The sequence below is a fragment of the Paenibacillus aceti genome, from assembly GCF_003614185.1.
Lineage (GTDB): Bacteria > Bacillota > Bacilli > Paenibacillales > Paenibacillaceae > Fontibacillus > Fontibacillus aceti.
In genome coordinates this window covers 529776-547646 of record NZ_KZ987724.1, presented here as the reverse complement: position 1 = coordinate 547646, position 17871 = coordinate 529776, and the positions used below count along the sequence as shown (strand labels likewise).

General features: G+C 50.7%; 20 protein-coding genes and 1 tRNA gene. 6 read left to right on the top strand and 15 right to left on the bottom strand.

Going from position 1 to position 17871, the window contains the following annotated elements; all coding sequences use genetic code 11:
- Positions 1 to 53 precede the first annotated feature (53 nt).
- Positions 54 to 1046 (bottom strand): NADP-dependent oxidoreductase, encoded by a 993-nt coding sequence (locus tag BFJ94_RS02520; RefSeq protein WP_205571016.1) that lies wholly within the window; start codon positions 1044 to 1046, stop codon positions 54 to 56.
- Between the two features lie 94 nt (positions 1047 to 1140).
- Entirely contained in the window at positions 1141 to 2016 is an 876-nt protein-coding gene (locus BFJ94_RS02515; RefSeq protein ID WP_120460901.1) for an SDR family NAD(P)-dependent oxidoreductase, read from the bottom strand.
- 219 nt (positions 2017 to 2235) lie between these two features.
- On the opposite strand from BFJ94_RS02515, the gene BFJ94_RS02510 reads away from it, so the two are divergent.
- Positions 2236 to 2715 (top strand): MerR family transcriptional regulator, encoded by a 480-nt coding sequence (locus BFJ94_RS02510; protein WP_229716856.1) that lies wholly within the window; start codon positions 2236 to 2238, stop codon positions 2713 to 2715.
- Positions 2716 to 2853: 138 nt separating this feature from the next.
- Here BFJ94_RS02510 and BFJ94_RS02505 read toward each other — a convergent pair.
- A tRNA-Leu gene (locus BFJ94_RS02505) sits at positions 2854 to 2937 on the bottom strand.
- 196 nt (positions 2938 to 3133) lie between these two features.
- Between BFJ94_RS02505 and BFJ94_RS02500 the strand changes: the two genes are divergently transcribed.
- On the top strand, positions 3134 to 3574 hold the full coding sequence (locus BFJ94_RS02500; RefSeq protein ID WP_188831391.1) for a YhjD family protein: 441 nt from the start codon (positions 3134 to 3136) through the stop codon (positions 3572 to 3574).
- Positions 3575 to 4080: 506 nt separating this feature from the next.
- Here BFJ94_RS02500 and BFJ94_RS02495 read toward each other — a convergent pair.
- From BFJ94_RS02495 to BFJ94_RS02485, 3 genes are all read right to left on the bottom strand, one after another.
- The gene (locus tag BFJ94_RS02495) at positions 4081 to 4296 is read right to left on the bottom strand and encodes a hypothetical protein (RefSeq protein ID WP_120460899.1); all 216 of its coding nucleotides are present in this window, start codon (positions 4294 to 4296) and stop codon (positions 4081 to 4083) included.
- Positions 4297 to 4506: 210 nt separating this feature from the next.
- Entirely contained in the window at positions 4507 to 4833 is a 327-nt protein-coding gene (locus BFJ94_RS02490) for a hypothetical protein (protein WP_120460897.1), read from the bottom strand.
- A gap of 88 nt (positions 4834 to 4921) precedes the next feature.
- Positions 4922 to 5494 carry a xanthine phosphoribosyltransferase gene (locus tag BFJ94_RS02485; protein ID WP_120460895.1) on the bottom strand — a complete coding sequence of 191 codons (573 nt, stop codon included), beginning with the start codon at positions 5492 to 5494 and terminating at the stop codon, positions 4922 to 4924.
- Positions 5495 to 5606: 112 nt separating this feature from the next.
- On the opposite strand from BFJ94_RS02485, the gene BFJ94_RS02480 reads away from it, so the two are divergent.
- On the top strand, positions 5607 to 6650 hold the full coding sequence (locus BFJ94_RS02480) for a YkvI family membrane protein (RefSeq protein ID WP_120460893.1): 1044 nt from the start codon (positions 5607 to 5609) through the stop codon (positions 6648 to 6650).
- A 22-nt stretch (positions 6651 to 6672) separates the two neighbouring features.
- On the opposite strand, the gene BFJ94_RS02475 is transcribed toward BFJ94_RS02480, so the two are convergent.
- A complete protein-coding gene (locus tag BFJ94_RS02475; RefSeq protein ID WP_120460890.1) occupies positions 6673 to 7794 on the bottom strand; it encodes a glycosyltransferase family 4 protein in 1122 nt (373 codons plus the stop codon).
- 220 nt (positions 7795 to 8014) lie between these two features.
- On the opposite strand from BFJ94_RS02475, the gene BFJ94_RS02470 reads away from it, so the two are divergent.
- Both BFJ94_RS02470 and BFJ94_RS25730 read left to right on the top strand, forming a co-directional pair.
- Positions 8015 to 9427 (top strand): RsmB/NOP family class I SAM-dependent RNA methyltransferase, encoded by a 1413-nt coding sequence (locus tag BFJ94_RS02470; RefSeq protein ID WP_120460888.1) that lies wholly within the window; start codon positions 8015 to 8017, stop codon positions 9425 to 9427.
- Positions 9428 to 9545: 118 nt separating this feature from the next.
- Positions 9546 to 9653, top strand: a complete 108-nt coding sequence (locus BFJ94_RS25730; protein ID WP_229716857.1) for a YjcZ family sporulation protein — start codon at positions 9546 to 9548, stop codon at positions 9651 to 9653.
- Between the two features lie 81 nt (positions 9654 to 9734).
- On the opposite strand, the gene BFJ94_RS02465 is transcribed toward BFJ94_RS25730, so the two are convergent.
- The 6 genes from BFJ94_RS02465 to BFJ94_RS02440 form a co-directional block, all read right to left on the bottom strand.
- On the bottom strand, positions 9735 to 10529 hold the full coding sequence (locus BFJ94_RS02465) for a Cof-type HAD-IIB family hydrolase (protein WP_120460886.1): 795 nt from the start codon (positions 10527 to 10529) through the stop codon (positions 9735 to 9737).
- A 17-nt stretch (positions 10530 to 10546) separates the two neighbouring features.
- Positions 10547 to 11305, bottom strand: coding sequence for a pseudouridine synthase (locus tag BFJ94_RS02460; protein ID WP_120460884.1), 759 nt, complete (start codon positions 11303 to 11305; stop codon positions 10547 to 10549).
- 5 nt (positions 11306 to 11310) lie between these two features.
- On the bottom strand, positions 11311 to 12879 hold the full coding sequence (locus BFJ94_RS02455) for an RsmB/NOP family class I SAM-dependent RNA methyltransferase (RefSeq protein ID WP_120460882.1): 1569 nt from the start codon (positions 12877 to 12879) through the stop codon (positions 11311 to 11313).
- A 175-nt stretch (positions 12880 to 13054) separates the two neighbouring features.
- On the bottom strand, positions 13055 to 13531 hold the full coding sequence (locus BFJ94_RS02450) for a DUF309 domain-containing protein (protein WP_120460880.1): 477 nt from the start codon (positions 13529 to 13531) through the stop codon (positions 13055 to 13057).
- Positions 13521 to 14342, bottom strand: a complete 822-nt coding sequence (gene yjbM / locus BFJ94_RS02445; RefSeq protein WP_120460878.1) for a GTP diphosphokinase — start codon at positions 14340 to 14342, stop codon at positions 13521 to 13523. Before yjbM ends, BFJ94_RS02450 begins: the two co-directional genes overlap by 11 nt.
- 28 nt (positions 14343 to 14370) lie before the next feature.
- Positions 14371 to 15465 (bottom strand): quinone-dependent dihydroorotate dehydrogenase, encoded by a 1095-nt coding sequence (locus BFJ94_RS02440; RefSeq protein WP_120460876.1) that lies wholly within the window; start codon positions 15463 to 15465, stop codon positions 14371 to 14373.
- Positions 15466 to 15655: 190 nt separating this feature from the next.
- Here BFJ94_RS02440 and BFJ94_RS25300 point away from each other — a divergent pair, with 190 nt between their 5' ends.
- Complete coding sequence (locus BFJ94_RS25300; RefSeq protein WP_162944127.1) at positions 15656 to 15793, top strand: hypothetical protein; 138 nt, start codon at positions 15656 to 15658, stop codon at positions 15791 to 15793.
- A gap of 21 nt (positions 15794 to 15814) precedes the next feature.
- Here the strand turns inward: BFJ94_RS25300 and BFJ94_RS02435 are convergent, their stop codons facing one another.
- Together BFJ94_RS02435 and BFJ94_RS02430 are read right to left on the bottom strand one after the other, a co-directional pair.
- On the bottom strand, positions 15815 to 17275 hold the full coding sequence (locus tag BFJ94_RS02435) for a L,D-transpeptidase (protein ID WP_120460874.1): 1461 nt from the start codon (positions 17273 to 17275) through the stop codon (positions 15815 to 15817).
- A gap of 336 nt (positions 17276 to 17611) precedes the next feature.
- The gene (locus BFJ94_RS02430; RefSeq protein ID WP_120460872.1) at positions 17612 to 17854 is read right to left on the bottom strand and encodes a ferredoxin; all 243 of its coding nucleotides are present in this window, start codon (positions 17852 to 17854) and stop codon (positions 17612 to 17614) included.
- Positions 17855 to 17871: the final 17 nt, after the last annotated feature.

The window sequence follows — 17871 nt, the reverse complement described above, 5'->3', positions numbered from 1 at the left end:
AAGATGCGTATCTTGGAAATGGGGCTAACACGAGCGCAGGACAAGAAAATACATCAGTCGTCGGCAGGCAGGAGGATCAGTTTGCCACGGGCGTGGCCGCTCTGGCTGATGTCGAGTGCTCTACGCCAGTCCTTGAGGGCGAAAGTCTGGGCGACCGGAACGGTGAACTTGCCATCTGCGGCGTACTGGGAGAACTCGCTGAGAACGTCATAGCGAAAGGTCTGGTCTTCTTCGGTGCTGGCGCGGACGCCGAGTTCGGCGGCAGCGGCAAAGTCGCTGATGGTTAGAACACGACGGGGATCACCACCGGCGATCCGGATAAGATCGGGTATTATGCCACTGACTGGTGCAGTGTCCAGAACCAGATCCACCTGCTGTCTGGCGAGCTCGGTTACCCGCTCGACCATTCCGTTACCGTACGAAGTTACTGCCGCTCCCATCGAACGGAGCCGGTCGGCGTAAGTGTTTCCGGCGGTAGCGATCACGCGGGCGCCGTGCATGAGGGCGATCTGGACGGCAGCGAAGCCCATCATTGTGCCGGCTCCGTGTACAAGCAGGGTGTGGCCCGACTTCACCCCAAGCGATTCAAGGTGGTTGTATGCTATTGTGACCGCCATTGGCAGCGCCGCAGCCTGCACGAAGTCGAGTCCTGTAGGCATGCGGACCCAATGGTCCATGATCGCTCGGTCCGACGCGCCGGCGCTCCGGACGCCCACGAAGTCGGCGGTACCCAGGACGGCGTCACCGATGGCAACATCGGTGACGTCCTCACCGACCGCGTCCACAATCCCGGACAGTTCCAGCCCGATACCGCGGGGCAGATTACCGGGAAACAGCCCTCTGCACAAGGCCCTGTCGACAGGATTCAGCCCGCAAGCTCGCACCGTCACGCGAATGTGTCCTGGACCTGCGTCAGGGATCGCGACCTGTTCCATGCGCAGGACTTCGGCCGGTTCGCCATAGTCGTGGAAGCGGATCGTCCGCATAGTAGCACGGTTGGTTGCCTGATTGTTCACCTCTTTGCTCGACGTATCTAAATTCTCCATTTCGATAACCTCCATTTTTATTTGGAAAATAATGTTTTTTACATAAATTCAAACAATGTTTCTAGCAAAGCGTGCTTCCATTGGGCATATGTGCTTACACTCTGGCGTCGGCTTCAATTCCGGCCTCTTGTTTAAATTGCTGGCGATAAATCTCTTCCAGACGTTTAAGCAGCTGCGGAGCGGACTCTCTGAAGGGGAGCGATTGAATCTTTCCTTTGATAAGAAATACGCCTGTCTTGCTCTGATGTTTCCCTACGGCGCTTTCAAAGAGCAAACCAGCCCCATGCGTTGGGGGCGAGGCGAAGCGCATAAATGGCTTCATCCAAATGGGCAGACCGGATTTTTGGTTTTTACGCACCGTATTGTTGACTCCCGGATCAACGCTGCGGATAAGAATTCCCTCATTAGCAAGGGAAGGAGCTATGGCCTCCGTCCATAGCGAAAGCGCCAGCTTGGAAGCAGCGTAAGGTCCAACTACTTTGCGGAACTTTTGCGGGTGCTCAAGTTGCTCTAGAGTAAAAGATTTTCTCATGTTTAACGCGGATGACGAGGTATTGATGACGGTCTTGAGGCGCCCCTTCAGCAGTAAGTCTTTGAGCTCCATCAAAATGATGTAAGGTACGACGGTTATCAGCTCATAGTGGGTTTCCCGGCCTTGCCTGGAATAGGTAAGCTCAGGAAAGCTCTGGCCGGCATTATTGAAGATGACGTCGATATACGGCTCCTTATTATGAAGTTTCTGCAGCGCAAGCCGCAAACTATCATAATCGGTAAGATCGGCAACCTTATAAATCCTTAATTGTTCGGAGCTAATGGCTTTTTGCAGTTCCATATCCTCGGTCGGCACCTTAGAGCGGTTTAGAGCAATGACCTGCCAGCCTTCAGCAAGCAGTTTTCTAGTCAACTCCAACCCGATTCCCGAGTTTGCTCCCGTAATCAGTGCAACGTGTTCACTTTTACTTCTTTGCATGTTATCCCCTCCTCGTATAGAGTGGGCAGAATGATTTTCCTGCCGTTAGGAAACAGTTTAAATATTGGAGTCGACTCCAAGTCAAGAGGACCAATTCATTTTTTTAAAACCTCTCAAGTTGCTTGACCTGAAGTTGACTCCATGTTGTAAAATAGCGTTAAATGAACTGTTCAGGACAATAGGGACTCCAGCCCAACAAAACGAAGGGGGAATATCATTATGAGCATGGGTTTGGATCAAAACGCAGCATTCAGTATTAAGCAAACTGCCGAGCAAACCGGCATTTCCGAGGATACCATCCGATATTATGAAAAAATTTCATTGCTGCCGCGGGTGGAAAAAAAAGAGAACGGTCACCGGGTTTTCCGGGAGAAGGATATCGAGACCCTCAAGCTAATTGGTTTCCTGAAGAAGACGGGGATGCCGCTAGAGAAAATGAAGCCTTTTTTGCAGGTGTCTGCCGACTGGAGCTCCGCCAATTATTCCGAGTTGGTTGACTACATGAGGCGGCACCGCGAACATATGGTGCAACAGATTCATTTGTTACAGCAGGCCGTGGATTTTATCGATCTGAAGCTAGAACAGGGGACAAATTGTAAGAAATATCCTGTCGAAGACCGAACGGGTGCCTCTGAACAGGCAGAGAAGCAATTGAAGGCCAAAAGAGTATCTTCTTTCCACTACCCCCACAACGGCTAACATTTATGCCCATTTGGATTACAGCACCAAGGTTTCGTCGGTGCAAGTCATGAGCAACACATTGCAAATTCCAATCAAACAAAAAGCCCCTGAACCGTCAAAAGGACCGATTCAAGAGCTTGTTCATTCTTAGGGTGATGCGGTCGAGAGGACTCGAACCTCCACGGGGGTTAGCCCACACGGACCTGAACCGTGCGCGTCTGCCAATTCCGCCACGACCGCATATGTAATGTCTATTGCAGATCACTTGGTGTTCTGCAGCGACAAGATATATAATATTACGCTCATTTCAAAGAGTCAATACTTTTTTCACAAAAAAATTCTAGCCCTATTCCCAATGCTGCTTATTCCATTGTTATTTCTAAATATTTTGGATATAATAAGAACATAAGTTCGTATACGAGAAGAAGGTGTTCATATGGCAGTGCCCGGTATGGTTGAAGAGGAGCTGGCTCTGATCAAGAGCGCCCTGCTGTTGAAGTTCGTGCGTCATGTATTTCAGCGGGACGCAAGGATTCTGGAACAGAGCGGGGTATTGAAGAGTCCTGAGATCTATGTAGAGATGATTCAAGGTGGAGAACAGCGGGCCGCGCTCGTGCTATCCGAGATACAGAGCGAATTCCGCAAGCGGAACATCAAGCTCTATCAAATCCGCCAGGATGAGAACGGGATCTGGGCCGATTATACTTGCCGCGGATATCGCGGTGAGATGAGAATACTATGGTCCGGCTTGCGCCATGAGATCAACTCCCGCATGCGGGCCTATCTGGCAGGAAATGCCCCTAAGCGAGTACGCCAGCAGCCCAGCAGACGTACTAACTCAGAGGTCAGGGGGCTGTCCAATAAGCCCCTAAAATAAAAGTTGGGCGGAGAAACGTCATGTTTTCTGTCCAACTTCTTTGTGGGCCAAAGCCACAATCCCCAAACTCCGTATTTATTCGCGTCGGCTTCGATCCTTGTACCATCTATTAAGCTTGCGTGGCGCAAGAGACAAACACGGACGGTCAGGACTCTCCGCTGATCTAGCGGTCACAAATGTCCGTTAGAGCCTGAAAACGACAACTATCCGCCTCTAACGGACACTTTTTACCCTTAGAAGCACAAAATGCCATTTTCACGAAAACTTCCCTTGTAATGGACATTATTGTCCGTTACAAGGGCGGGATGCCACAGAATCAACGCTAACGGACATTTATGTCCGTGTCCGAGTGATCTGGCCAGAACAGGGGGATGTTGACATCTTTGGGCACGCAAAAGAGGCGTCTTTCAAGTCGGAAGATCGACTTTTGAGACAGCCCCGGATACAAATACAACTATCCGAGGATGTGAGCCGCAAGCGACAATCACCCTGGATAGTTGTATCATCTATTCTTCAAATGAAGGGCGCGGCTCCTTCGCCGATTGGATCAAATAATTGCGATCCAGCTTAACCACATTGCGATTGGGTCTACGGATCAGCACATGGGTCTCATCCCAGGCCACCACAATTCCCCTTACGTCGTTCTCAGCGAGCGCATCGCGCACCACACGCACCTTTTCTCCGGATAACCGATACTCATTTAACTGTTCGTCCGTAATCATCGTCTTTACAATTCACTCCCCTCTTCCTCCAATATGCCCCAATACAGACTAAACAACAACTAACTCTATATCAGAAGGGACTATATTTATCCATCATCCCTCAAAAAAAGACCCCGCATCAGGCGGAGTCCTCTATATCGTTCAGCTTAAGGTTCCGTCTGTCTCCCCAATAACGGGGGCATACGGCGCCCTGATCCGCCCGAATCCCTATTAACGCTGAGCATGCTCCTTGCTTCCATCGAACCAGAAATCGAGCACCTTCGCGGACATAACCCTTTGCTCCAAATACTCGACCTGCTGCGAGCTGAATTCGTCTTTCCAAGGCATATCAAGCTCTTCGCAAAGTTCAACAATCGTCAGCAGCTTCGACCACGCCACATAGCGTTTGTACCAGAAGAACTGGGGATGTTCCAGCATATAGGGATAAAGGTCATCAAACTCTGTATGCTTACAATCGAGAGCCCGTTCAAAAGCAGTCTTGGCTTCGGATAGTTTTGAAATAAAAAATTCTGTAGGGACTACCGAATCTTTTCCCATTTTTAAGCCTCCTCTCCCTAGTAATCCTCATTATAGCGAAAAAACAGTGCCCTGCAAAGGAGTCAGGAGAAAATGGGAAGAGCCAATTTTATTCAGCAAAAATAACCTTGTCGTCCTCCAGAGACTTGATCTTGACCAACGTCTCCAAACGGATTCCTTGCTCGCGAAGCGCTTGCGCCCCGGGCTGGAAACATTTCTCGACAACAATCCCCGCACCGACCAGCTTGGCGCCGGAGCGTTCGATAATTTTGATCAGACCTTTGGCGGCATCGCCGTGGGCAATAATATCATCGATGAACAGAATCCGGTCCTGCGCAGAAATCAGATCTCGGGAAATCAGAATATCGCTCACAATCCCCTTCGTAAAGGATGGAACCCGTTCCTGAAGCATATCCGCTTCCTCCAGCAGCGTCTTCTTGCGCCGCGCGAATACCAGAGGTACACCTAGAGCATAAGCGGTAGCGAACGCGATGGAGATCCCTGAGGATTCCACCGTAACGACGCGGGTAACCCCTTCATCACGGAATCGCTGGGCAAATTCCTGGCCAAGCTCCATCATAAGCTGCGGATCAACCTGATGGTTAAGCAGCTTGTCCAATTTCAATACTTCCTCCGATACCACCATGCCATCCTCAACGATTCGTTGTTTTAATTTATCCATCCTAATTCCTCCCGAGTTACAGCAAATAAGTTTCATTTTACAGATTGAGTCATGTCCTCTTTGAAGACAACATACCTTGTACTATATATAGCATAATTACCGGGAGGAAAACATGAAAAATGCCGTCAAAGTTTTGCAGATTGCATTCACTTATATCGGGACCGTTGTCGGCGCCGGTTTTGCAACCGGGCAAGAGATACTGCAGTTTTTTACCCGTTTTGGCAAATGGGGGATTCTGACCATTCTATTGGCCACCCTTCTCTTCATATGGCTCGGTACGAAGATGATGCTGCTGGCCAGCAAGATCAAAGCCGTCTCCTATGAAGACCTGAACCGTAAATTATTCGGCGAGAAATTCGGACAAGCGCTAAGCTTGTTCACCCTGCTCGTGCTGATCGGGGTGAATAGCGTTATGCTGGCTGGAGCCGGCTCCGTCTTCAATGAGCATCTCGGTATTAATTACCAGATTGGCCTTTGGATCACGCTGATCTGCACCTATATGCTGCTCGGCAGAGGAATTAGCGGAATTATGAAGCTCAATTCCATCGTCGTGCCGATGATGATCACCCTGTCGCTGGCCATCATTATTAATACCGCCGGTTCTCCAGGCGCCACACGCTTCCTGACCCTCGATACCGATACAGGCCTGTTCGCCGCCTGGGCATCCCCGCTGATGTACACCGCCTTCAATCTGTCGATGGCGCAAGCTGTACTCGTCCCGATCGGCAGCCACACGAATAACCGCCGAGCTATTATATGGGGAGGCGTTCTCGGCGGCTGCGGCGTCGGTTTTATGCTGATGGCGGGTCATTTCGCCTTATCCGCGAATATGCCAGGCATCGTCCAATTTGAGATTCCGATGGGCAATATCGCCCAGCAATTGGGAAGTGCAATCCAGCTTATCTATATCCTGCTGATCTTCATGGAAATATTCAGCACCTTCGTATCCGATATTTATGGGGTCACCCTGCAGCTTAGACAGCGGATTAATGTACCCCCTCGTCTCATTTCCGTGACGATTCTCTGCTTGTGCTATGCGACCAGCCAATTCGGCTTCAGCACATTACTGTCTATATTATACCCGCTCTTCGGCATATTCAGCCTGCTCTGGGTAGCGATGCTGGCTACCTACAGACCGAAGCGAGCGAAACCATAGATAACAGATACCAGGCACTCTCTCATTGATACTCCAAATATAGCTTCTTCAATTCATAGACAACCCGGTTCAAGGAATAGTGCTGCTTGGCATGATCAGAGCCGGTACGGGCCAACTCATAACGGAAGGCCGGGTCGATAATGACCTGCTCCAAGGCATCGGCCAGTGCAACCGCATCCTCCGGCGGGACGAGCAGACCGTTGGAACCATTCTCGATCTGCTCGGCGATGCCTCCGACATCCGTGCCTACCAATGCCAAACTGCAGAGCGCAGCTTCAGCAAATACCGAGCCGAACGCCTCGGCCCGGGAAGGAAGCACGAATACATCGAAGAAAGGCATAAATTCCTCAGGATGCAAGGTGTAGCCATAGAAGATCGTCTCATTATATATCCCTAGTTCCTTGGCCAAATCCTCAAGCCCCTTGCGGATCGGGCCATCGCCGATAATATGCAGCACATAGTTTAGCCCGCGCGACTTAAGCTCCTTACAGGCTCTGAGCAGAATATCCAATCCTTTGGCTGGTACGAGCCGGCATACCGTTACAAGCTGTGTCACCTCATTCTCATGGGGCACTGGCTTGAAGCGCCGCTCATCGAAGCCGTTCGGTATGACCCCGATCTGCTCCGGGTTGTCTACATAATCCGACAGATAGCTCTTGAAGGATTGGGATACGGTGAACAACCGATCTGTACGCGCTTCAAGCTCCCTGTACAAAGAAGTCAAAAACCGCTGCTCCGGCCCATCCGGCTTGATCCGACCGTTGAGTAGCAATTCCCGCTCATAGCTGGAGTGAATGCTCTGTAACACCGGTGTCTCCGGGAAGACCTCCTTCATCGCCAGCCCCGCGATCGGATGATGCGCATGAATCAAATCATACGGCTTGATCAGGCGCAGCCTCGTCCACCATACGTAGTCCTGATAGGTCTGTATATATTTCTGCACGATCGGACTGTCCCCATATTGCTGCCAATCAAAAGTATGAAAGCGGACAGGTTCATGCCCTTTATCTCTAATACGTTTTGGGATCGAAAATAATTCCATCTCCCAACGGGGAGAATTAAACCGTTCCTGTAAAAAAGGGATCATCGATGATACGCCTCCCGGCTGTTCCGGAGGAAAGAATAAAGCTTGTAGTAATCTCATTAAAAAGGTTCTCCTTTGCTCTATGTATAAAAGGTAGTCCTATATGCGAATGAACCATCTCATCTTATTATGCCATAGGCAGAGCGGAACATCCATTCCCCTTTTTCTATCCATAACATCAAATTCCAGCAATACTCGCGTCTAAAAAGCTTTTGAACCGAGCTATCCATTATGGTAAACTGCGAAAGGAATATTATTTGATCGAAAAGGAGCCGCAAATATGTCAGACCCATCCCTGCCTGCAGAATACAAGGAGCAGATCCTTCACATGCTGGGACAAGAGGAAGGCAGTGCCTTTCTGAACAGCTACGAACAACCACGTACTTTCGGCCTACGCATCAACTCACTGAAACTCAAATCCGATGATTCTCTAACAAATATAATTCGCACCTTCAATCTAAGTCCTGTTCCCTGGTGCAATACAGGCTACTATTACAAGGAAGATACCCGCCCGGGCAAGCATCCGTATCACATGGCCGGGCTCTATTATATTCAAGAACCCTCCGCCATGTCGGCGGTAGAAATGCTCGACCCGCAGCCCGGCGAGACTATCCTCGACCTCGCAGCCGCTCCGGGCGGCAAGACGACTCAAATCGCTGCAAAACTGAACGGCCAAGGCCTGCTGATCAGCAACGAAATCCATCCACAACGTGCTAAGATACTGGCGGAAAATGTGGAACGGATGGGGATTCGCAGAGCGATCGTCACCCAGGCTTCACCGCCCGAGCTGTCGGCTCGTTTCCCCTTAACCTTCGACCGGATTATGCTTGACGCCCCTTGCTCCGGAGAAGGGATGTTCCGCAAAGACCCGTCCGCCATCGCGGAATGGTCTCCGGACTCAGTCGCGCTCTGTGCCAGCCGGCAATGGGACATCCTGCAGGGTGCGATCGCCATGCTGAAGCCTGGCGGCACCATCGCCTACTCTACCTGCACCTTCAACCGCAGCGAAAATGAGGAAATGATCGCCCGGGTCCTCGAGGCCTATCCGTTCATGCGTTTAAAAGCCGAAAGACGGGTATGGCCCCATGTACAGCGGGGTGAAGGGCATTATGTCGCCGTACTGGAGCGAGATACGCTGGAGGAGGAACAAGCAGGTCTGAGCAAGAGCGGGGACAAGAGCCAGAAGAAGCGCGGAAAATCAAAACGCACCGGTCTTGAAGCAGGCAAAGAATTGAAGAACGCCTGGGAGGCCTTCACCAGCTGGGCCAGACGGGATCTGCCCGGGTTCAAGGCCATCGGGGCAACGCCCGTCCTGTTTGGAGAAGCCTTATATTTACTGCCCCAAAGTCAGGGATTGATCCTGGATATAGAACAATTCTCCGGAATTAAGCTTCCCCGAGCCGGGCTGCATGTCGGCGACTGTCACAAGAATCGCTTCATTCCGGCTCACGCTCTGGCGATGGCTTCCCGCCCGGAAGAGGCGGCGCATAGCTTGTCCCTGGAAGCCGATTCGCCTCAGCTTGCCGCCTTTCTGCATGGGGAAGCTCTATCCGTCGCGCCGGAGCTGCGCGGCTGGGTTCTCGTGACCGTGCTATGCGGCAGCGCCAGCTACCCGGTTGGCTGGGGCAAGGCTAGCGGCGGCCAATTGAAGAACCATCTGCCCAAGGGCCTGCGCAGCCGTTGCTGCCATTAAGGCTAATCCCCTGTTTTGTGTCAATCATGGTAATAGTCCATACCATATTCGCTCCCAAACATAAAATACCGTATCCCGTGATGAACGGGAACAAGATAAGACTAAGGGAGGAATCACAATGGGCGAAGTATTCGGCGGCGGAATCGGTGGAGGTTGGACTTCAACAGGTGTCATTCTTGTACTGTTCATCCTGCTCGTTATCATATCCCGTGCATTTGTCATCTGACCCTGAAATCTGATTAGAAAAAGAGCGGCGAACCACTGGTTCACCGCCCTTTTTCTTTTCGCACGACTTATGGGATATGTTTTACAAGCAATATTTTTGCAAAGCAAGCTTAACGCCTTCTTCATTATTGGATGCTGTCATGACATCAGCCACATCCTTCACTTCCTGCGGCGAATTGTCCATCGCAATACCTAATCCGGCAAATTCCAGCATCGTCAGATCATTATAATAATTGCCGATCGCCAGCACATTCTCCGCCGGAATCCCGCGGATCTCCGCCAGATTACTCAGCGCTGAGCCCTTGGAGGAATCCTTATGCATCAGATCGATGAAATAGTCTCCGCTGCGCAGCACGTTGAATTCATGCGTCCAAGTATTCCATTCTTCCATGACTTGATCCATGAGCGGAGTATCCCCGGACACGGTCATCTTAACGAACGGATCATCGGCGGGACGCTCTGTCAGATCCTTCGGTTCAATCAGAAATTTGCGGTACATATCGAGCGCTTCCCGGCTAAGTCCGGCAGCTCCCTTGACATATAGCCTGAAGGTCGTATTCAAATCATAATGAAGATTGCGTTCCTCACAGTAATGAATATAACGCTCCAACCCCTCACTGCGCAGTGAGAAGTCGTGGATGACGCTCCCGTCCTTAACACTGATCGTTGCTGCGCCATTATGCGTAATCGCATAGTCGTCCAGGCCCATCTGCTCCATATAGGGAATGCAGCTCAGTGGTGCGCGTCCGGTACACAGGACAAATTCCGTGCCCTGTTCAGCGATTTGTTTAATCACTTCAATCGTTCCCGGCGTCAGCACATGATCATCGGTCAGCAGTGTGCCGTCAACATCCAGCGCAATCAATTTATACTTCATCTCTCTCCACTCCTTCTCTATCTATTCTTGACTCCCGTCAATAGCTCCAGCTCCGCCGCAGTTAATTCGCGAAAAGAACCCATCGGAAGTGTCTCATCCAGCTGCAGTGCCCCCATCGATACCCGCTTCAGATAGGTCACCTTGGAACCTACCGACTCGAACATGCGCTTCACCTGATGGAACTTCCCTTCCGAGATCGTCAGGGATATACGCGACTTGACTCTGCCGTCGGCATACTCGCTATAATGCAATATTTCCAACTTAGCCGGCAAGGTGATATAACCATCATCCAGCCTTACGCCAGTCTTAAATTGGGCAATTTCCGCATCTCCGATCCGGCCGACACAATCGGCCAGATAAGTCTTCGGAACATGCTTGCGCGGAGATAACAGATCATGAGCCAGCCCTCCGTCATTCGTCAGCAGCAGCAGCCCCTCCGTATCCTTATCCAGTCTTCCAACCGGAAAAGGAGAGAATACCTTGAATTCATCCGGCAGCAGGTCAATCACTGTCTTGTCCCTGAGATCCTCGGTTGCGGAAATAACGCCCGGAGGCTTATGCAGCATCAAATATATAAATTTGCGATATACGACAGTCTCCCCGTCGACCTCAATCGTATCACACTCCGGATCTGTCTGCGCGCCACTATCCTTCACGACAGCTCCGTTCAGCGTAATCCGACCCTGCTTTACCATTTTCTTCAGCTCAGACCGCGAGCCGTATCCGAGGTTTCCGAGAACTTTATCGATTCTCTGCCTCTTCTTGCCTGTTCCCATATCGCTTATGTCCACCTCCATCCGGCAGGATATTCATTCTTAAGAATTCCATCCATCCATTTGCCCCAGCCTAGAGGGAAGCCGCCTGCCATCACTAGCACGTATCCCTTAGGGCCGAGCTCCTCTTTAAACTGAACACGGGGCTGTGGGATTTCCAGCGTTTCTCCCTTTAAATATTTCACGGCCTCGCCGTCTTGAACCGACAGATCCAAGACTCGCACCGCTTCCTCCGGCTTCAGTCCGGTAGCGAGCGGGTGGCCGGGACTGAATCGTCCATGCTTCACTGCACCGATATACCAGCCTGGACGGATCGTCTTTAGACCATCCAGCCTGTCCTTAGGCAGGGGAGAAATATACACATGACTGCCGAACAGCATGACCTCGCCCGCAGGCTTGCTCTGGAGATGCTCATCGCTGAACTTATCCCAGCCTGCCAGCAGCTCGCTGATATCCGTCGGGGCAGTCGAGTACTTACTCACATTACGCGACCCTTTGGAGCGTCTGTGAGGCTGTTTCATTTTACCCTTCTTATCTGTAGCTTCATGATGTCCACTATTCACACGATCAAGGCAAGGGATCATCTCAGCTATATCCAGCGTTGCCTCAGCTTGTCCCTGATGCTGGAGTACAGCAAGGAAATGCCCTTCACCATCGACCCGATGCGGCCATAATCGTCCGCAGCGATCGGTCTTGGCAGCCGTATCCACTGTGAGACCTTGGCGCTTGTCCAAGTCTGCCAAACCTTCCGCCTGAACGAGCCAATCGGCTCGTCCAGGCGCAAAGCCCCCTTCAACGGGCAATGGAATAACTTCATAATCTTCATTCTGCTGAAGGAACTCGGCGATAATCGCTTCATTCTCCTCCGGTGCAAAGGTACAGGTTGAATACACGATCCTCCCGCCAGGAGACAGCATTCTGGCCGCTGTATGCAGAATATCCCGCTGCATATTCGTATACTGCTCAAGCGAGCGTTTCTCCCATTGTCTGATCATATCCTCATCCTTACGGAACATTCCCTCACCCGAGCAAGGCGCATCGATCAGAATGCGGTCGAAGAACTGCGGGAATCGGCCAGCGATCCGTTCAGGCGTCTCATTCAAGACAATCGCGTTACGCACACCGCTTAACTCAATATTTTTGGCTAACGCTTTGGTTCGTTCTGCACTGATATCATTCGTCACCAGCAGGCCTTGGCCGCGCAGCTTAGCAGCAATTTGCGTCGATTTCCCCCCCGGAGCTGCACATAGATCGAGCACACGGTCCCCCGGATTCACGTCGAGCACCTCAACAGGAGCCATCGCACTCGGTTCTTGTATATAATACAAGCCCGCATGATAATACGGATGCTTGCCCGGCTTCAAGCTCTCTTCCACATAGAATCCCGTCTCGCACCATGGAATGGGCTTAAGCTCGAACGGCGATATCGCGCGGAAAGACTCTACATCGATTTTAAGTGTATTTACGCGGATTCCCGCATAACGTGGCTTCTCATAAGAAGCGAGAAATTCTTCATATTCATCCCCAAGCAGCAGCTGCATTCTCGTCGCAAAAGCGATCGGTAATTGTAACCCCATGCTTCACCTTCCAACTATATAGACTTGTGTAAAATAAAAAAGCAAAACTATTGTACCACAAGCCCCTTGCTTTTCGCGAAAGGAAGTTATAAGCATAAAATACCCGTGTCAACTGCCGCAAAATCGTACATTTATGTAAAAACCGCCCTCGCTATCGCGAAAGCGGCCGATATCTTTATGATCCACTGGATGGGTGCTGCATTCGTTGTTCGTGCTTGGCCCCGCGCATAGGTCGAAGCCGCTGTGGTTCGTTAGGGGTGATCCCGCGAGAAGCCTGCTCCACCGCTGCATATAGCTCTGCATCTGTAATATCGATCGTCAGATCATAATATGCAAATGGCCTCTGCTCATACGCCTGCAGATCAGCAGCATATTGCGCTGCCTCACTGCGCAGCTTGCCCAGATCAATCCCCAGGCAATCCGCCGGATATGGTCTCAGACGCTCCACGGCGGAGCGCAGCATTTTCCTGGCACCCATCACGTTCCCGTAGCGGAAATGGAATAACCCAACCGCAACCTGGAGCAGCCCTTTATAGAGCGGGTCATGCCCCTTGGCCAGCCATAATTCTTCCATCACTTCATGGCATTCGAAATAATCCCTATCACGATTAAAATAGACCAGAAACGCCACGTACAACGGTTCATTCTTCATTCGCAGCGTCTTCCTCTGCCTTTATCTTGGAATCCTGGAGCATCTCCTTGACTTCACCGAGCAGAGCCTTCATTCCCTCCATGTCCCGGGCCTCCCAGAGCTGGTTGAACCGCTCCTGCGACTCGATCGCCTCAGACACCTTATGGTAGAAGTACAAACGATGGATCGCATTCAGCACCGAGGAGACGATATTGGCATCATCCTCAAAGCTCTTCTGAGCATCAAGAATTTCCTGGCGGATACTGGACATTTCATTATCAAGAATAAACGCTGCTTCTGCAGTCTTTTTCAGCCGGACACGCATTTCTTCAGGCAGCATCTGACGATACTTGTAATTCAGCGAATGCTCGATCGTCGCCCAGAAATTCATAGCTAACGTCCTGATCTGAATCTCGGCCAGTACATTTTTCTGTCCCAATGCCGTCTGCACCGGGTATTCCACAATCATATGGAAGCTGCGATAGCCGCTCTCCTTATAATTCGTAATATAGTCCTTCTCATATAGAACCGTCAGATCCTTACGCTTCCTGATATACTCTGCGACCCGGCGGATATCTTCAACGAACTGGCACATAATCCGGATTCCCGCGATATCTTCAATCCCCGTCTCCAAATCTTCCATCGGAACGTTCAACCGCTTCGCTTTATCGAGAATACTGGATATCTTCTTGACCCGCCCGGTGACGAACTCAATCGGAGCATATTCCTCAATCTTCTTGAGCTCGGACCGCATCGTCTTGAACTTGACCTTCAACTCTTCAACAGCTTGTTCATATGGAAGCAAAAATGTTCCCCAATCTCTACTATCCATCGTTGTGCCTCCTATCTTCAGTAGCCCCTTATCGGTGATCAGCACCGACCGCTTCGGATATATGGGAGAACCCATCCCGCCGCAGCAGCTCCCTTAACCCGCGATGCAGCTTGCGGTTAATCTCGGGGCCTTCATAAATCAGCGCCGTATAAATTTCTACCAGGCTTGCGCCCGCCCGGATCTTCTCATAAGCGTCAGCAGCCGTAAAGATCCCGCCTGATCCAATGATCGGCAGTTTCCCTCCCGTCTGTCGATACGCTCTGGACACGACTTCCGTCGATCTGGCCCGCAGCGGCTTGCCGCTTAAGCCTCCGGTTTCCTGGGCATTACCATGCGCCAGACCGTCGCGGGAGATCGTCGTATTCGTGGCAATCAGCCCGGATACCCCACTCTTCTGAATCGTGTCGATCATATATTCCAATTCCTCATCACTGACATCAGGAGCGATCTTCACTAATACGGATTTGTCGACTCCATGATGCTTCGCCTGCGACGCCATCTCATCCGTCACGGCCTTCAATAATGAAGCTAGCTCGCTCCCATGCTGCAGACTACGCAGATTAGGCGTATTCGGTGAACTGATATTGACCACGAAGAAATCCGCATACGGGTACAGAATCGAGATACACCGCTCATAGTCCGCATTGGCTTCTTCATTTGGCGTCAGCTTGTTCTTGCCGATATTCACCGCCACCGGAATCCGGCGTGACTTCAGTGCCGCAAGTCGTTCGGCCATATCCTCAGCACCGCGGTTGTTAAATCCCATACGATTAATCAGCGCTTCATCGGGAGGAAGCCTGAACAATCGGGGCTGTTCATTGCCCGGCTGCCCCTTCGGAGTCACCGTCCCTACTTCCATGAAGCCGAAGCCAATAGAGGAAAATCCTTCTACCGCTTCCGCATTCTTATCAAGACCGGCGGCCAGCCCTACGGGAGAGGGAAAATGCACCCCGAATAAATCCATAGCAAGCTCCGGCACCTCCGGCACACCGTACATTCCGCGAACAACGGGAATCATTCCTGGTATTTTCGCTGTTTTATGTAAACCACCGATCACCAGATGATGAGCTGCCTCTGGGTCCAGCTTAAAAAATATAGGTTTTCCTAAATTACGATACAACACGTTCTTCGCTTCACTCCGATCCTTCGCCCTTGCGCTAACTTTATCTCCTTTTCCAGTTTAGCCGTTTCTGAGCCAAAAGAAAAGTTTAGAGTTCCAAGTGAAGTATATAACAAGCTTATGGAAATTTATAAGAATTGCCTATAGAATAGACTATGTATACGCCTTCAAGCACAAGAAAGGGGAATGATCGATGTCCAATAAACGTAAACCGCCAACCTTGCAGCAAAAGAAGGACGAAGTGAACAAGAAGGCACTCATCTGGGCAAGTTCAGTGACCGGAGTGCTCATTCTGTTCGTTATCATCGTCCTTGTCGTATCTAAGCTTTGAGATGTGTGCTCCATCATCTTCTTACAGCCAATGATAGGTACGGTGGGGATTCGTCTGATCCTGGCTGCGTTTCAGCACGAAGCGCTCCTTAGGAACACTCTCCAATCGAGGAAGAATCCCCTTGCCGATCTCCACCTTCGACCCACGCGGCATCATATCGAATAGCTCCTCGATATCCTTCTTCAGCATTCTGATACAACCCAGCGACTCATCCTTGCCGATGCTATCCGGCTCATTCGTTCCATGAATGGCGTAATTCGTATCTGACAGCTGCATCCCCCGGCTCCCGAACTCTCCATCATCCCGTCCATTCGGGTTAATCACCTTATCGTTGATTTGATAAGTTCCTTCCGGAGTTTTGCTGCCGCCAAGTCCGATCTTGTAGCTTCGCAGTATAATCTTCCCGCTTACTACCGCCAGTACATGCGCATCCTTATCTACGACAATTCGCAGAGGCTCTATGAAGAACAGAGCTTCACCGTTTGCGCTACCGAATAGCTCATCTTCGCTTACGTTCTGCCCCTTGGCTTCTCCTGCCTTGCCAGTGGCAGCCTTCTTCTGAATATCCAAGACACGACTGAATTCACGCCTCATCAGTGGATTCCTACCAGCCAGCCAATTGTCCGGGAACGGCTGTACCAGTTGATCCAGATGCTCCGGCCATGCTCCGCTCTGCTGCTTATAATTACGGATCGCTGTAGACAGTACCACTAGCGACTCCTGCCGCTCGATCCACGCCTTTCCTTCCTTCTGCAGTCCACTCGCATCTGGAGGTGTACATAGGCAAGCCTTCGGATCATAGGACTGAACCTTCATCACACCATCCTGCGGGCTTCTGTCCAACTCATATACAACGGGCATATCCTTCGTCCAGATCAGCCATTCCGCCTTCTTCTTCATGCCGAGCACAACCAATCTGGAAGCCGTCGTAGCCAGTTCTTCGCCATACATATCCTCCAGCGATTTATATGGATTATCCGGATTGCTCTCATACGCGCCCGCAGTGAACTCCGTCGTCAGAGCTGAGACGCCCTCGCCCCCCAGCCATGCCGCTTCACTTCCCGGATCGGAATCTTTCACAGCGAGGCCCAATTCCTCTACAGATAAATTAGAGATATCTTCAACAGTGAGACCTGAATCGTCCTCCACAGACGGAACCACGGCAAATTGCCCTGGCGCGTAAGCAGCAGATAAATTAATGAGCAGCAAAAAGACAAGTACGATGCCGATCTTTCGAATCAGCCCCTTCTTCTTCTCCTTCCGTTTGGACTCCTCCACCAGCTTGTCTTGATATTCCTGCCATAAATCCGCAGGCACTTTGGTCGCTTCAAAGGCTTCATAGACGCTTCCAGCTTGGATATAGCAGTATTGGGCCTTCGCTTCCTGCCCCGCACTCTCATATTCTTTACCCAGTAAATACCAGGCCATTTTATTCTCAGGATGATTCTTTACGTAACCCTTCAGGTAAGCCGAGTTCTTCATGGCTCTCCTCCGAAATATATATTTAGCATAAACTCTATCTAATCTATATATCGGCAAAAGAGTCGAATTTTCTCTATCTATTATCAGAAAACGATCTATTGTCCTACTTGTACGGAGTTCAGAACTAGATCTGCAGATACATTGTCTAAACCAAAATAGAAGCCTCCCCTTCCATGATAGGAAGGAGAGGCTTCGACTATGAATAGAGACTGCGAGCCCGGACGAGCAGCCGATGAGATGAATAGAATCTGAAGCTTCACTTCATAATCAGGCGCCATCGTCCAGTGTAGAATCTCTGTCTTATGATGTTATTAGCAGCCGGTTAACCCCGCTATCTTAACCTTCCATGTTAAATGGTTCGTCTGCTACCTTGATAGAGTCCGTAGGGCATCCATCACAAGCGTCTTGAAGATCATCAAATAGGTCTTCCGGAATCTCGGTTACACCACGGTTGTTATCGCCTTCGTAGATTACTTCAGCCAAGCCTTCGTCATCATAATCGTAAATATCTGGTGCCGTAGCGCCGCAAGCGCCGCAAGCGATGCAAGTATCCTTCTCAACCCAAGTATATTTCGCCATTTTTTCTGCCTCCTGAA

What these genes read in the sequence shown, in the direction of transcription:
- BFJ94_RS02450 (WP_120460880.1), bottom strand. Translation starts at nt 13,531, where the DNA reads ATGAAGAATGAACCGTTGTACGTGGCGTTTCTGGTCTATTTTAATCGT.
- BFJ94_RS25300 (WP_162944127.1), top strand. Translation starts at nt 15,656, where the DNA reads ATGTCCAATAAACGTAAACCGCCAACCTTGCAGCAAAAGAAGGACGAA.
- BFJ94_RS02500 (WP_188831391.1), top strand. Translation starts at nt 3,134, where the DNA reads ATGGCAGTGCCCGGTATGGTTGAAGAGGAGCTGGCTCTGATCAAGAGC.
- BFJ94_RS02460 (WP_120460884.1), bottom strand. Translation starts at nt 11,305, where the DNA reads ATGGGAACAGGCAAGAAGAGGCAGAGAATCGATAAAGTTCTCGGAAAC.
- BFJ94_RS02490 (WP_120460897.1), bottom strand. Translation starts at nt 4,833, where the DNA reads ATGGGAAAAGATTCGGTAGTCCCTACAGAATTTTTTATTTCAAAACTA.
- BFJ94_RS02475 (WP_120460890.1), bottom strand. Translation starts at nt 7,794, where the DNA reads ATGAGATTACTACAAGCTTTATTCTTTCCTCCGGAACAGCCGGGAGGC.
- BFJ94_RS25730 (WP_229716857.1), top strand. Translation starts at nt 9,546, where the DNA reads ATGGGCGAAGTATTCGGCGGCGGAATCGGTGGAGGTTGGACTTCAACA.
- BFJ94_RS02520 (WP_205571016.1), bottom strand. Translation starts at nt 1,046, where the DNA reads ATGGAGAATTTAGATACGTCGAGCAAAGAGGTGAACAATCAGGCAACC.
- BFJ94_RS02515 (WP_120460901.1), bottom strand. Translation starts at nt 2,016, where the DNA reads ATGCAAAGAAGTAAAAGTGAACACGTTGCACTGATTACGGGAGCAAAC.
- BFJ94_RS02435 (WP_120460874.1), bottom strand. Translation starts at nt 17,275, where the DNA reads ATGAAGAACTCGGCTTACCTGAAGGGTTACGTAAAGAATCATCCTGAG.
- BFJ94_RS02430 (WP_120460872.1), bottom strand. Translation starts at nt 17,854, where the DNA reads ATGGCGAAATATACTTGGGTTGAGAAGGATACTTGCATCGCTTGCGGC.
- yjbM (WP_120460878.1), bottom strand. Translation starts at nt 14,342, where the DNA reads ATGGATAGTAGAGATTGGGGAACATTTTTGCTTCCATATGAACAAGCT.
- BFJ94_RS02455 (WP_120460882.1), bottom strand. Translation starts at nt 12,879, where the DNA reads ATGGGGTTACAATTACCGATCGCTTTTGCGACGAGAATGCAGCTGCTG.
- BFJ94_RS02510 (WP_229716856.1), top strand. Translation starts at nt 2,236, where the DNA reads ATGAGCATGGGTTTGGATCAAAACGCAGCATTCAGTATTAAGCAAACT.
- BFJ94_RS02480 (WP_120460893.1), top strand. Translation starts at nt 5,607, where the DNA reads ATGAAAAATGCCGTCAAAGTTTTGCAGATTGCATTCACTTATATCGGG.
- BFJ94_RS02485 (WP_120460895.1), bottom strand. Translation starts at nt 5,494, where the DNA reads ATGGATAAATTAAAACAACGAATCGTTGAGGATGGCATGGTGGTATCG.
- BFJ94_RS02495 (WP_120460899.1), bottom strand. Translation starts at nt 4,296, where the DNA reads ATGATTACGGACGAACAGTTAAATGAGTATCGGTTATCCGGAGAAAAG.
- BFJ94_RS02465 (WP_120460886.1), bottom strand. Translation starts at nt 10,529, where the DNA reads ATGAAGTATAAATTGATTGCGCTGGATGTTGACGGCACACTGCTGACC.
- BFJ94_RS02470 (WP_120460888.1), top strand. Translation starts at nt 8,015, where the DNA reads ATGTCAGACCCATCCCTGCCTGCAGAATACAAGGAGCAGATCCTTCAC.